This window comes from Nocardia sp. NPDC003999, assembly GCF_053604885.1.
Genome location: NZ_JBSGIB010000010.1, coordinates 52,675 through 66,579 on the forward strand (window position 1 = coordinate 52,675; position 13,905 = coordinate 66,579).

The 13,905-nt window shown below is 68.6% G+C and carries 10 protein-coding genes; 7 read left to right on the top strand and 3 right to left on the bottom strand.

Annotation, left to right across the window (positions count from 1 at the left end):
* Positions 1-21: 21 nt before the first annotated feature.
* The 3 genes from ACWESM_RS20615 to ACWESM_RS20625 all read right to left on the bottom strand — a co-directional run bounded on the left by ACWESM_RS20615 (position 22) and on the right by ACWESM_RS20625 (position 3,457).
* Positions 22-1,113, bottom strand: coding sequence for an amidohydrolase family protein (locus ACWESM_RS20615; protein ID WP_452493154.1), 1,092 nt, complete (start codon positions 1,111-1,113; stop codon positions 22-24).
* Complete coding sequence (locus ACWESM_RS20620; RefSeq protein WP_452493156.1) at positions 1,110-2,480, bottom strand: cytochrome P450; 1,371 nt, start codon at positions 2,478-2,480, stop codon at positions 1,110-1,112. Before ACWESM_RS20620 ends, ACWESM_RS20615 begins: the two co-directional genes overlap by 4 nt.
* A 116-nt stretch (positions 2,481-2,596) precedes the next feature.
* Positions 2,597-3,457 carry a mycofactocin-coupled SDR family oxidoreductase gene (locus ACWESM_RS20625; protein WP_452493158.1) on the bottom strand — a complete coding sequence of 287 codons (861 nt, stop codon included), beginning with the start codon at positions 3,455-3,457 and terminating at the stop codon, positions 2,597-2,599.
* 439 nt (positions 3,458-3,896) lie between these two features.
* Between ACWESM_RS20625 and ACWESM_RS20630 the strand changes: the two genes are divergently transcribed.
* The 7 genes from ACWESM_RS20630 (at position 3,897) to ACWESM_RS20660 (ending at position 13,878) form a co-directional block, all read left to right on the top strand.
* Entirely contained in the window at positions 3,897-5,435 is a 1,539-nt protein-coding gene (locus ACWESM_RS20630; RefSeq protein ID WP_452493160.1) for an AMP-binding protein, read from the top strand.
* 214 nt (positions 5,436-5,649) lie between these two features.
* Positions 5,650-7,293, top strand: coding sequence for an FAD-dependent oxidoreductase (locus ACWESM_RS20635; protein WP_452493162.1), 1,644 nt, complete (start codon positions 5,650-5,652; stop codon positions 7,291-7,293).
* 16 nt (positions 7,294-7,309) lie between these two features.
* Complete coding sequence (locus ACWESM_RS20640; protein ID WP_452493164.1) at positions 7,310-8,173, top strand: alpha/beta fold hydrolase; 864 nt, start codon at positions 7,310-7,312, stop codon at positions 8,171-8,173.
* Complete coding sequence (locus tag ACWESM_RS20645; RefSeq protein ID WP_452493391.1) at positions 8,170-9,855, top strand: bifunctional 3-(3-hydroxy-phenyl)propionate/3-hydroxycinnamic acid hydroxylase; 1,686 nt, start codon at positions 8,170-8,172, stop codon at positions 9,853-9,855. The genes ACWESM_RS20640 and ACWESM_RS20645 overlap by 4 nt, the downstream gene beginning before the upstream one ends.
* On the top strand, positions 9,812-10,783 hold the full coding sequence (locus ACWESM_RS20650) for a 3-carboxyethylcatechol 2,3-dioxygenase (protein WP_452493166.1): 972 nt from the start codon (positions 9,812-9,814) through the stop codon (positions 10,781-10,783). The genes ACWESM_RS20645 and ACWESM_RS20650 overlap by 44 nt, the downstream gene beginning before the upstream one ends.
* Positions 10,780-12,576 carry an FAD-binding protein gene (locus ACWESM_RS20655; RefSeq protein WP_452493167.1) on the top strand — a complete coding sequence of 599 codons (1,797 nt, stop codon included), beginning with the start codon at positions 10,780-10,782 and terminating at the stop codon, positions 12,574-12,576. The genes ACWESM_RS20650 and ACWESM_RS20655 overlap by 4 nt, the downstream gene beginning before the upstream one ends.
* Positions 12,577-13,878, top strand: coding sequence for an LLM class flavin-dependent oxidoreductase (locus tag ACWESM_RS20660; protein WP_452493169.1), 1,302 nt, complete (start codon positions 12,577-12,579; stop codon positions 13,876-13,878).
* Positions 13,879-13,905 lie beyond the last annotated feature (27 nt).

Consider the following 13,905-nt stretch of genomic DNA (forward strand, 5'->3'; position numbering starts at 1 on the left):
GTCGTCTCCCTTCGTTCGCGGCTATTCGGTGACCAGCTCGGCCGGGATATCGATGCCGTAGAGCTGGGAGGCGTTGCGCCAGAGCAGCTTTTCGCGCTGCTGCGCGGTGAGCGTGGACGGTAGCCCGTCGACGTCTCCGCAGTGCCAATGCGGATAGCTGGAACCGAACATCACCATGTCCTCCTTGCCGGTGAAACCCAGCCATTCGGAGGCGAATTCGGTGTCGCCGGGCCCGTCGAGGCTGCCGTGGACGAAGAACACGTGACCGGGCAGATAGTCGCTTGGCATCCGCGGCGCCCATGGCGTCTGCTCCAGATGCGGCCTGCCGAAGGTGTCCATGCGCCAGGTGAAGGGAGTGAGCAGGTCCGCCGCGCCGTCGGCCCAGACGAACCGCAATCGCGGCAGCCGCTCGAAGACGCCCTCGGCGATCATGTTCATCAAGTGGTAGACGTAGTTCAGCGACATGAACCCGAGGTACTGCTCATAGGTCCGGGTGTGCCCCGACGGCGTGGGCGGGAAGCCGATGCTCTCGCCGGTCTCGATGTGCGCGGCCACCGGCAGCCCCGCCTCGGCCGCCGCCTCCCACAACGGCCAGAACTGCGGCTTGCCGTACAGCTCGCGTGACTGCAACGGGACGCCGACCTGGACGACACCGGGATGGCCGGCCCACTTGCGGATCTCGCGCAGCGCGCCCGGGATGTCCTCGGGGTTCACCCGGATGGTGCCGCGATACCGGGACGCGTACGCGCCGGAATCCAGCCACCGCGACACCATCATCTCGTTGTGCGCCGCCAGCATCGCCGTGGTCAGGTGCCGGTCCGGCAGGATGCCCCTGGTCATGGGATGCAGGATCGCGACGTCCACGCCACGTGTCCCGAACAGCTGCTCGCCGACGATGTCCGGATCGGATCCCGGGTACCCGCGACCGGGCCCGCGTGTCCCCTTGGCGTACTCCCCTCCGGGTGCGCCGTACCAGTCCATCTCGGCATCCGGGATGCCACGGCTCTTGAACGGCTCGCGCAGGAAGCCACGCATGTCGTCGTTCGAGGCGAAGAAGATGTGCACACTGGCGTCGATGACGGGGGTGCCGGTGCCGTCGGAAAGCGTTCTCATGGTCGGTCGATCCGCGCGACGTCGGGGCGCTCGGTCACCGGCGCCGCCAGCTGCTGCTCGTCGCAGATGCGCTGCAACTTCGCCAAGGTATCCGCCAGCCCGGGACCGAGGCGCGGTCCCGGCGTGAAGGCGGCGGGCAGATGCCGCATGCCCTGGATGACGCCGATGGTCTCGTAGTGCACGGTGCCCTCGGGGTCGCAGCGGTAGTCGGGCATCCGGTCGAGCACGGCGGTGAGCATCGACTTGAACACCGTGCGGGCGACGTTCGACCCGATGCAGCGATGCACGCCGAGACCGAAGCTGAAGTGCCGGTTGCCCTTACGATCCAGCACCACCTCGTTCGGGTCAGGGAAGATCGCCGGGTCCCGGTTGGCCATCGCCCACGAGAGCCACAGGCGCTCGCCTTCTTCGAACCGGGTGTCGTCCACGACGCAGTCGGCCGAGAAGGTGCGCCCGTCGCCCGGCGCGGGCGTGAAGTAGCGCAGGAACTCCTCGGTGGCCGAGTCGAGCAGGACGTCGCGCTCCCGGCTCAGCATTTCGCGCTGGTCGGGATGTTCCGACAGCCACTCCAGGGAGTGCGCGGTGAGCGCGGTGGTGGTGTCGAATCCGCCGCCGATGATCAGGCCGAGCATGCCGAGCAGTTCGATGTCCGGCGCGGGTTCGCCGTCGATCCGCAGTTCGGTCAGCGCCTGCACCAGGCCGGGCCGGGGGTTCTGCTTGATCTCGGCCAGGTTGGTCAGCAGGTCGATCCCCATCGCCCGGTGCATCTCGGCCACGCGCGCCGCGTCGGGTGAGTCCTCGGGCGTGTACACGGAGGCGTGCACCGGCTCGCTGTAGATGGACCACTGCCGCAACGGTATTCCGAGCATGGCCAGGGTCAGCACGGCCGGGACGACATTGGCGAGATCGTCGACGAAGTCGATGTGCCCGGTTTCGATCTTCTCGTCCAGGGCGGCGCGCACGATCTCGTCGATGACCGGCTCCCAGCGCCGGACGGCGGCGGGGGAGAGGTAGGGATTGAGCACCTGGCGGTAGAGCCGGTGCTCGGGATCGTCCATTTCGAGCATGCCGCCGCGCACCACCTGCGCGCGCCGGGCGGACGGGATGGAGATGCCCTTGTAACCCTTGCGTTCTCCGTGCAGATCGTGGTCGTTGGAGACGTGCGGGCAGCGGGCGAGTTCGAAGACCGCGTTGCCGCCGCTGGCCACCCAGTGACCGTCGTAGGTGTCGCTCCACGCGATCGGGCATTTCGCGTGCAGTTCCTCGGTGATCTCCTGGAACCGGTGCCGGTATTCCGGCGTGTGCCGGTCGAACCGATACCGGTTCTTCTTGCGATCCTCGTCGGCGACCAGGTCGTCAATGCTCACAATGGTTCCTCTGCTGCTCACGGAATCCGGTGCGCCCGCTCGGCGGCGACGGGAGCGGTCCGGACAGCGATATGGCGCGTTCCGGGATCACGGGTGTCGCGGGTTCGGCGCGTCGATCAGATGTGGTAGTCGTACCACTTCAGATAGCCGCCGCCATCCACCCGCAGTTGCAGGCCGGTGACGTATCTGGCCTCCTCGGAGGCGAGATAGACGATGGCGTTGCTGATGTCCTCGGGTTCCACGTACGGGATGCGCATGGCCTGCTGCACGCCGAAGGCCGGCTCGGCGTCGGCGCGGGTGGGATGCTCGAGGTCGGGACGGAACGAGCGATACATCGGCTCGCTCTGCAGCATCGGGGTGTTGCAGTTGGTGGGATGCACCACGTTGGCGCGGATGCCGCGCGGGGCCAAGTGACGGGACAGCTCGTAGACGTAGGCCGTGAGCGCCCGCTTCGAGTGCACGTAGGCCATGCCGCCAAGATCCTTGCCCGGCTGGTCGATCTTCGAGATGTCGATGAGCGAGGCGGTGGAGCCGGTGGCGATGATCGACGCGCCCTCGGTGAGATGGGGCAGGGCGACCTGGATGGCGTTGATGGTGCCGACCAGGTTCGTGTTGATCACATCGGTCCAAGCTTGCAGTTGCGGCTCGCCCTTCATGCCCGCGACACCGGCTTGGGCGACGACGATGTCGAGGCGGCCCAGCTCGCGGATGCCGTTCTCCAGCGCGGCCTGCAACTGTTCGGCATTGCGCACGTCGGCCTTCGCGGCGACGACCCGCCGACCGGTCTTGCCGACCAGGTTCGCGGTCTCCTCGAGGTCTTCCGGCGTCGCCAGCGGATAACCGATGGTCGCGATGTCCTCGCACAGATCGACCGCGATGATGTCGGCGCCCTCCTCGGCCAGGCGCACCGCGTGACTGCGGCCCTGTCCGCGTGCGGCGCCGGTGATGAACGCGACCTTGCCCTCGACACGTGCCACAGCTGAACCTTTCGTTCTCTTCGATGGCCAGGACGGCCACGCGGTGACGACGGATCGCGCGTCTGCCGGAACGCATGTGCTGCGGTGCGCCGGGAATGGGCAGGCGGTCCGTCTGCCGGGGAACGGCCGACGTTCGCGTGGCCGGGCTGATTCCGGGCGCACGGCGCACTCGCCGGATCGGGGATCGACCCGCCGTCTCATCTGCAAGAATTATCCTTGCCGATAAGGAGAACGGTACTCTACTGAAAGTTCGACCGCAACCTTGCGGTGCACCGGCGTAACTCGCTCGTTGTGGGGTGTCGAGCCGCTGGCTTCCAGCTCGTTCCCTCTCCTTTCCGTCACTCTGTAGCTAGTTGGCGGCCCTAATATTCTTCTTTTGAGAGAACATAATTTCCGTCAACGTGGCGACGTGCTGTGTCCGAGAAGGGTGAGAGGCGAGATGCGAACGGTCCCCGAGGAATTGAGAGTCTGCTATGAGCGGGAAGGCTGGTGGCGCCGAGAGACCCTGGGCGACTTGCTGTCCCGCGGTCTCGCGGCCGCGCCCGGCGCCGAGTTCCGGGTGCATTCCGATGTCCGTCCGTGGTCGGGCACTTTCGCCGATGTCGAGCAGGTCGCCCGCAGGCTGGCGGCGGGTCTGCGGGCGCGTGGCGTCGGTCCGGGTGACGCGATCGCGTTCCAGCTGCCCAACTGGATGGAGGCCGCCGCCACCTTCTGGGCTTCCGCGCTGCTCGGTGCGGTGGTGGTGCCGATCGTGCATTTCTACGGGCGCAAGGAAGTCGCGCACATCCTCGACGTCGTGCGGCCCGCCGTGTTCATCACGGTGCACCGGTTCGGCAGGCTGAGTTTCGATCCGGAGGTGAGCCGCGGGGTGCCCCTGGTCGGGCTCGTGGAGATCGACTTCGACCGGCTGCTCGCCGACGAGCCGATGACCGGGGTGGTCGCCGTGGATCCGGCGAGTCCCGCCCTGATCGCGTTCACCTCGGGCACCACCAGCGCGCCGAAAGGCGTCGTGCACAGCCATCAGACGCTGGGCTGTGAAGCCAGGCAGCTCGCCGAGCGGAACGAACTGGATCGGAGCAAGCAACTCACGGCGACCCCGGTCGGGCATTTCATCGGCATGGTCGGCGCGTTCCTGATTCCGGTGCTGCATGCCAAACCGGTTCATCTGGCCGATATCTGGGACCCGGGACGCGTGCTGGCGCTGATGCGCAGCGACGGCCTTTCGGTCGGTGGCGGTCCGCCGTATTTCGTCACCAGCTTGCTCGATCACCCGGACTTCACGCCGGGCCATCTGCGACACGTCCGATACGTCGGACTCGGTGGATCCGCGGTCCCGGTCTCGGTGACCCGCAGGCTCGCCGATCTCGGCCTCGTGCCCTTTCGCGCCTACGGCAGCACCGAACATCCGTCTATCACCGCGTCGCGGTACACCGCGCCCGAGCACGAGCGGCTGTACACCGACGGCAGGCCGATGCCGGGTGTGGAGATCCGGCTGGCCGAAGACGGCGAAATCATCAGTCGCGGACCGGATCTGTGCCTCGGTTACACCGACGACTCGCTCACCGCCCGCGTCTTCGACCAGGACGGCTGGTATCGCACCGGCGACATCGGCGTCCTGGATGAGAGCGGCTGCCTGACGGTCACCGATCGCAAGTCCGACGTGATCATCCGCGGTGGCGAGAACATCAGCGCGCTGGCGGTGGAGGAGGTGCTCGCCGAATTGGCCGCGGTCGCCGAAGCGGTGGTCGTCGCCGTGCCCGACGAGCGCTTCGGGGAGACGGTCGGCGCGGTGCTGCGGATCCGGCCGGGGTGCGAGCTGCCGTCCATGGACGAAGTGCGTGCGCATTTCGCGGCGGCCGGTGTCGCGCGCCAGCAGTGGCCGGAGTGGTTGTTCGAGGTCGAGGACTATCCGCGCACCGCGAGCGGCAAGGTGCGAAAGCATCTCGTCCGGGCGGGGATTGCCACATCTGTGCAATGAGAATACCATTCTTCTCAGTTGCAAATGAAGGTCTCGCAAGTATGCGAGCCGAGGCTTCGGATCCGATCACGCGGCGCCCGTCCGGGGCCGCCGTGGTCGCGGCTTCGAATCCGTCGGCTCGGTGCGGGCTTCGAGGCGCCAGCCGTATTCGGCTCTGCCGAGTGGATCCGGCAGCTCAGAGGCTCATCCCGTTCAGCCGAAAGGACATCGCGCAGTGGTTTCGCAGCAGCAGGAACGATCCGACCCGACGTCTGATACCGAGGTCGACGTCGTGGTCCTCGGCAGCGGCGCGGCCGGCCTGACCGCCGCGCTCACCGCGGCTGTGCACGGAGCGTCGGTGGCGGTCTTCGAGAAGGCGGCGACCGTCGGTGGGACGAGTGCGGTGTCGGGCGGCATCGCGTGGATTCCCGCCCACGACCGCTGCGCGGACGGGCCGCTGAGTGTGGCCGACGCGCTGAGCTATCTGCACGCCCAGTCGCTGGACTCGATGGACGACGAGCTGGTCGAGGTCTTCGTGCGTACCGGCGCCGCGATGGTGGACTTCGTCGAGGCGCACAGCGGGCTTCGCTTCGACATCGCCGAAGGATTCCCGGACTACAAGCCCGAACTGCCCGGCGGCAGGCCGGGCGGCGGCCGATCCTTGAGCCCGGCTCCTTTCGACCTGGCCCGGCTCGGCGTGTGGCGCGACCGCATCACCTCCTTCCCGGCGGACTGGAGCAACGTCGGATTCGACGCCGAGACGCGGGCCCGGCTGCACGCGACGGTCGGCGAAGAGTCGGCCGATCTCTGCGTCGCCGGAACCGCGCTCGTCGCGGGGCTGCTCGCAGGCGTGCTCGACGCCGGAGTGGTCCCGCGCACCGCGGCGAGGGCGACGGAGCTGATCGCCGAGAACGGCGCCGTCACCGGAGTCCGGATCACCACGGCCGCAGGCGAATCGACAGTGCGGGCGCGTAATGGTGTCGTCCTGGCGACCGGCGGCTTCGAGTGGGATCCGGACCTCGTGCGGTCCTATCTGCGCGGGCCGATGCACGGCGCGGTGTCGCCGCCGAACAACACCGGCGACGGGCTGCGCATGGCGATGGCGCACGGCGCCGACCTCGGCACGATGAGCGAGGCATGGTGGGTGCCGATCGTCCGGATACCGGGCGACACCATCGACGGCAGGCCGCGCAGCCGCAGTGTGCGCCTGGAACGGACGCGCCCGCGCAGCATCATGGTCAACCGGGCGGGCAGGCGATTCGTCAACGAGGCCTCGGAGTACAACTCGATGGCGGGCGCCTTCCACTGTCTCGATCCGAAGGGTGGCTACGTCAACGATCCAGGGTGGATCGTCTTCGATGCCGTCCACCTGCGGCGATACGGCTTCCTCGGCGTCGCTCCCGGCGATCCGGTTCCCGCATGGTTCTGCGAATCAACAGATCTCGCCGAACTCGGCGCGAAGGCCGGTATCGATCCGGTCGGGCTCGCCGCGACCGTCGCCGCATGGAATCGCGCGGTCGCCGACGAGATCGATCCCGATTTCGGTCGCGGGTCGAGCGCCTACGACGGGTGGTGGGGCGACGAGCGCGCCGCCACCGTCGCCGGTCGCACGCTCGGTCCGATCGACACGCCTCCGTACTACGCCGTGCCCGTCACCGTCGGGGCGATGGGAACGAAGGGCGGCCCACGCACCGACCGGGACGGACGGGTGCGGCACGTCGGCGGGGCGGTCGTTCCCGGGCTGTTCGCCGCGGGCAACGCGATGGCCGGGGTGACCGGCCGCGCCTACGGCGGAGCGGGCGGAACCATCGGCCCCGGGATGGTGTGGGGCTTCCGCGCCGGATACGCCGCGGCGACCGGCAAATCGGTCGAGATCTGAGCACGGAGGTAACGAGTTGCCGGAATTCGAGAGCATCTGGAGCGATCTGCAAGGCGTTCCCTTCACTCAGGGATACCTGGACGTCGGCGGCGTCCGAACCCGCTACCTGCACGCGGGCGATCCGGCCCACCCGGCGCTCGTTCTGCTGCACGGGTCCGGCGGGCACGCCGAAGCCTATGTCCGCAATCTGGAGTCGCACGCCGCGCACTTCTCGACCTGGTCGATCGACATGCTGGGGCACGGCTACACCGACAAGCCGGGGCATCCGCTGGAGATCGCGCACTACGTCGAGCACGTCGTCGGATTCCTCGACGCCGTCGGCGTGCGCCGCGCCCGCGTCAGCGGGGAATCGCTGGGCGGCTGGGTGGCCGCCCGCATGGCGATCGATCATCCGGACCGCGTGGACCGCTTGGTGCTCAACACCGCGGGTGGGTCGCAGGCCGATCCCGAGGTGATGCGGCGCATCGTCACGCTGTCGATGGCGGCGGCCGCCGACCCCACCTGGGAGACGGTGCAGGCCAGGATCAAGTGGCTGATGGCCGACAAGTCGAAGGACTACGACGATGTGGTCGCCAGCAGGCAGCGCATCTACCGCCAACCCGGTTTCGTCGCCGCGATGCGCGACATCATGGCGCTGCAGGATCCGTCGATACGGCAGCGAAACCTGTTGGGGCCCGCGGACTACGGCAAGATCACCGCGCCCACCCTCGTGCTGTGGACCAGTGACGACCCCACCGCCGACGTCGGCGAGGGCAGGCGGATCGCGTCGATGATCCCGGGTGCGCGCTTCGAGGTTCTGCCGGACTGCGGACACTGGCCGCAGTACGAGGACGCCAAGAACTTCAACGCCCTGCACCTCGATTTCCTGCTGGGCGGCTGACCGTGTCCGAGCAGAGCAACTCCACCGCGCCGGGCGCGACCGATGTCGACGTGCTCGTCGTCGGCGCGGGCCCGGTGGGTCTCACGCTGGCCAATATGCTCGGCATGTACGGGGTACGCACCCTGGTGGTCGAGGAACGCCCCACCCTCATCGATTACCCGCGCGGCGTGGGCCTCGACGACGAGTCGCTACGGACGTTCCAGGCGATCGGGCTGGTCGACCGCATCCTGCCGCACACCACCCCGAACCAGATCATGCGCTTCGTCGATGCCCGGCGCAGGCTGCTGGCCGAGATCGCGCCCACCGACGAGCAATTCGGCTGGCCGAAACGCAACGGATTCGTCCAGCCGATGGTCGACGCCGAACTGCTCGCCGGACTGAACCGCTACCCGCAGGTCCAGGTGGCCTGGGGCACGGCCATGACCTCCTGCGCCGACTCCGGCGAGCGGGTGACGGTGGCACTCGACAGCGGTACCGGGCCGTCCACCGTGACCGCCCGGTACGTGGTGGGCTGCGACGGCGGGCGCAGCGCCACGCGCGGGCAGATGGGCGTCTCCTTCGACGGCACCACCTCGCCGACCCGCTGGCTGGTGGTCGATCTCGCCTCGGATCCGTTGGGGCACCCCAATATCGAGGTCGCCGCCGATCCGGCCCGGCCGAACGTGTCGGTGTCGATCGCGCACGGAATCCGGCGCTTCGAGTTCATGATCCACGACGACGAGCCCGACGAATTGGCCGAGGATCCGGCCTTCGTGGCGAAGATGCTCGCGCCGTTCGTGCCGCGTCCCGAGCGGCTCGAGGTCATCCGGCGCCGGGTCTACACCCACCACTCGCGCATCGCGGGCGCCTTCCGGCGCGGGCGGCTGCTGCTGGCCGGTGACGCCGCGCACCTGATGCCGGTGTGGCAGGGCCAGGGCTACAACAGCGGTATCAGGGACGCGGCCAACCTCGGATGGAAACTCGCCGCGGTCGTCCGGGGGCAGGCGGGCGACGCCCTGCTCGACAGCTACGACACCGAACGGCGCAAGCACGCCAGGGCGATGATCGACCTGTCGACGATGGTGGGCCGGGTGATCTCGCCGACCGATCGCAAGGTCGCGGCGGTGCGCGACGCGCTGGTTCGCGCGGCGGCGGCGATCCCGCCGGTGAAACGGTACGTGCTGGGCATGCGGTTCAAACCGATGCCGCGCTACGAGCGCGGGGCGGTGGTGCACGACTGGTCCCGTTCCCCGAACTCGTCGGTCGGCACCCTGTTCGTGCAGCCCCTGGTGGACACCAGGGACCGCGCCGACGTCCTCCTCGACGAGGTGCTCGGGCCGTGGTTCGCCGTGCTGTGCTGGAACAACCAGCCCCGCGACGTCCTCGGTGCGACGGCGTTCGAACAGTGGAAAGCGCTGGGCGCCAAGTTCTTCGAGGCCCGACCGTCCGTCCAGTTGCGCTGGACCGGCCACGACGATCCCGACGTCGTCGTCATCGGCGACCGCACCGGTGCGCTGAAACGCTGGTTCGACGGCCGGCGCGACTCGGTGCTGTTTCTGCGGCCCGACCGCTGCGTCGCGGGCGCGTCCATCGCGCAGTCGGCGCCGGAACTGAGCGCGGACCTGCTCGACACCCTCGACTTGATGCGGGGAGGAAACGATGCCGCTGGCCGTGTGCTGCGTCTCGCACAGCCCTCTGCTTGATCTCCCCGGACCGGAACCGGAGCTGCGCGCGGACATCGAGTCGGCGCTCGACGAGGCGGCGCGATTCGTGCGCGCCTTCGATCCCGAAGTGGTCGTGGTGTTCGCGCCCGACCACTACAACGGGTTCTTCTACAAGCTCATGCCGCCGTTCTGCATCGCAGCGGCGGCCACCGGAGTCGGCGACTACGGCACGCACGCCGGATCACTCGACGTGCCCGCCGAACTGGCGACCGAACTCGCGGAGGCGGTGCTCGCGGCCGGTGTCGACGTCGCCGTCTCGCTGACCATGGATGTCGACCACGGGACGGTCCAGCCGTTGCAGCGGCTGCTCGGCGCCGCGACGGCACGCCCGGTCGTGCCCATCTTCGTCAACTCGGTGGCGGTCCCGCTCGGTCCCCTGCACCGGGCAAAGGCGCTGGGTGCGGCCGTCGGCGCCTACTCGGCGACCCTGGGCAAGCGGGTGCTGGTGATCGGTTCCGGCGGCTTGTCACACGACCCGCCGGTGCCCGCGCTGGCCACGGCCACCGGGCCCGTGCGGGAGCGGATCGTGCACGGCGGCCACATGACCTCCCGGCAGCGAAATGCCCGACAGGAAAAAGTGATCGAAGCCGCTCGTGAGTTCGCCGCGGGGCGTGGCGGGCTCCAGCCGCTCAATCCCGAGTGGGACCGGCGGTTCCTCGACATCCTCGACGACGGACGGCTGGACGAGTTCGACGACTGGTCCGACGCGGAGATCGCCGCCGCGGCGGGCAACTCCGCGCACGAGGTCCGCACCTGGGTCGCCGCCTTCGCGGCGCTCGCGAGCCAGGGACCGTACCGGACCACGGTGCGCTACTACCGATCCGCACCCGCCTTGATCGCCGGGTTCGCGGTGCGCACCGCCCTTCCGGACCAGGACAACGATTCGACCGCCAGGAGGCGAGCGTGACATCCGCAACGACCGAGCTGTCCTCCGGAGCAGACGTTTTCGACTATTCCGTCGACGTCCTTGTCATCGGCTCCGGCGGCGGCGGGCTGACCGCGGCGCTCGCCGCCGAGGCGGCCGGGCTGTCCGTCCTCGTAGTCGAGAAGGCGGCTCACTACGGCGGCTCGACCGCGCTCTCGGGCGGTGGCATCTGGGTGCCCGGCGCACCGGCGCAGAAGCGCGACGGCTACGCGCCCGATCCGGAAGGGGTGGTCGAGTACCTGCGCGCGATCACCGGAGGTTTGGTCGGCGACGCGCGCCTGCGGGCCTATGTCGCGAAGGCTCCGCAGATGATGGAATTCCTCGAGCAGCGCAGTGCGTGGCTGCGATTCGTGTGGAAGCCCGGCTACGCCGACTACTACCCGGAACTCCCCGGCGGTTCCGCGCAGGGCAGCACCATCAACGTGCCGCCGATCGATCTGCGCAGACTCGGCGACGAAGAGCGGAACCTGCTGCGTCCGCTCGCCCTGGCCCCGAAGGGCATCTGGCTGGGGCCCAAGGATCTGCGGCTGTTCTACCAGGTGCGTCAGTCCTGGCGCGGCAAGGCCGTACTCGTGAAGCTGGTGTGGCGGATGTTCCGCGCCAGGATGTTCGGCGACCGGATCGCCGCCATCGGACAGTCCCTGGTCGCCCGGCTGCGACTCGCGCTGCGCGAGCGCGACATTCCGCTCTGGCTGAACGCGCCGATGACGTCCTTGATCACCGGAGCCGACGGCGCCGTGGTGGGCGCGGTGGTCGAAAAAGACGGAAAGCCCTCGCGGATCCGCGCCGAGCGCGGCGTGATCCTGGCGACCGGCGGTTTCGACCACGACATGACCTGGCGCAAGGAACACCAGCCGGTCGTGGAACAGGATTGGAGTTTCGGCAACCCGGAATCCATGGGCGACGGCATCCGCGCGGGGCGGCGGGTGGGCGCGGCCACCGATCTGATGGACGAGGCATGGTGGTTTCCCGCCATCCAATGGCCCGACGGCCGACTGCAATTCATGCTCAACGAGCGCATGATGCCAGCCCAGTTCATCGTCAACGGCGCGGGCGAGCGGTACATCAACGAGGCCGCGCCGTACATGGATTTCGGCCACGCGATGATCGAGGGACAGAAATCGGGGACCACGCACATCCCGAGTTGGCTGATCACCGACGAACGCTCCTGGCGCCGATACGTCGTCGCGGGACATCTGCCGCTGCCGAAGATCCCGTTCGCGCCGGTGCCGACCGGGCGGAAGATCCCGCAGGCCTGGCTGGACTCGGGTGTCGTCGTGGCCGCGAACTCGTGGACGGAGCTGGCCGCGAAGATCGGCGTCCCCGAAGAACGTCTGCGCGCCACCGCGAAGCGATTCGACGAACTCGCGCGCAACGGCCACGACGACGACTTCCAGCGCGGCGACAGCGTCTACGACAACTACTACGGCGATCCCACGTTGCCCAATCCGAATCTGCGTCCGCTGGAAAAGCCGCCGTACTACGCGTTCCGGATGATCCTCGGCGATCTCGGCACCTCGGGCGGCCTGCGCACCGACGAGCACGCGCGGGTGCTGCGATCCGACGACACAGTCGTCCCTGGTCTGTACGCCGTGGGCAACACCTCCGCGGCGGTCATGGGCCGCAGCTACGCGGGCGCGGGCGCCACGATCGGGCCCGCGATGACGTTCGGCTACATCGCGGTCGAGCACCTGGCCGCGAGTGCGGGGACTGCGGAGGACACCGAACCGGCCCGCGACGACTCGACGTTCGATCCCATCGGAGGAAGTAAGTAAATGAAGATATCCCTGTTCTACGAATTCGCGCTGCCCCGGCCGTGGGTCCAGGACGACGAGCGACTGCTGTTCAAGGAAGGTCTCGCGGAGGTGGAGGCCGCCGACAAGGCAGGGTTCTCCACCGTCTGGCTGACCGAGCATCACTTCCTCGAGGAGTACTGCCATTCGACGGCGCCGGAGATCTTCCTCGCTGCCGCCAGCCAGCGGACCGAGAACATCCGGCTCGGCTTCGGCGTCATGCACCTGCCTCCGGCGATCAACCACCCGGCACGTGTCGCCGAACGCGTCGCCACCCTCGACCTGATTTCCGACGGGCGGGTGGAATTCGGCACCGGTGAGTCGTCGTCGGTGGGTGAACTCGGCGGGTTCAACATCGATCCGGCCGACAAGCGCACGCAGTGGGAAGAGGCCCTGGAGGTGTCCATCCGCTGCATGATCGAGGAGCCGTTCACCGGCTTCAAGGGTGAGCACATCCAGATGCCGGCGCGCAATGTGATTCCCAAGCCGCACCAGCGCGCGCATCCCCCGGTGTGGGTGGCGTGTACCCGGCCTTCGTCGGTCCAGATGGCGGCGCGGCTGGGCGCGGGTGCGCTGAGCTTCGCCTACACCGGTCCGGGGCCGCTGGCGGACCGGGTGCGCGGGTACTACCAGGAATTCGAGGACAAGGCCGAGCCCTGGCTGCCGGTGCTCAATCCGAACATCCTGGCCATCGGCGGCGATCTGTCGATGATGGTCGCGCCCACCGACGAGCAGGCCCTGCAGCGGCTCGGACTCGGCGGCGGATTCTTTTCCTTCGGAATCATGCACTACTACATGACCGGCCAGCACACCCCCGGCCGCACGGGCGTGTGGGAGCGCTACCTCGAGGCCGTCAAGGAGGACGAGACGCTGGCTTACGGTCCGGGCCGGGGCGCCATCGGATCGCCGGAGACCGTGCGCGAATTCCTGCGCGGCTACGAGGACAGCGGCGTCGACGAGATCATCCTGCTGCTGAACCCGCGCAGCCACGAGGCGACCATGGAGTCGATCGAGCTGATGGGCGAGCACGTGCTGCCGGAGTTCATCGAGCGCGACGAGAAGGCGGTCGCCGCGAAGGCGAAGCGGCTCGAGCCGGTCATCGAGAAGGTCGAGGCGCGGCGTAAGCCGTTGCCTTCGCTCGCGTTCGACGAGAACTACGCCTTCGGCGGCCTGCCCACCGGCCGTGGCGGCAGCTTCACCGCGAGCGAGATTCCCGAAGCCATGGCCGAGATCAACGAGGGCCGGGTGCAGGCCGCGCAACGCGCCAAGGAAGAAGCGCAGTGACCCCCGGCCCGTTCGGTCGCGACGAGT

Bases quoted from the DNA above. Each gene is read 5' to 3' on its own strand.
- ACWESM_RS20615 (WP_452493154.1), bottom strand. From the start codon at position 1,113: ATGAGAACGCTTTCCGACGGCACCGGCACCCCCGTCATCGACGCCAGT.
- ACWESM_RS20630 (WP_452493160.1), top strand. From the start codon at position 3,897: ATGCGAACGGTCCCCGAGGAATTGAGAGTCTGCTATGAGCGGGAAGGC.
- ACWESM_RS20650 (WP_452493166.1), top strand. From the start codon at position 9,812: ATGCCGCTGGCCGTGTGCTGCGTCTCGCACAGCCCTCTGCTTGATCTC.
- ACWESM_RS20660 (WP_452493169.1), top strand. From the start codon at position 12,577: ATGAAGATATCCCTGTTCTACGAATTCGCGCTGCCCCGGCCGTGGGTC.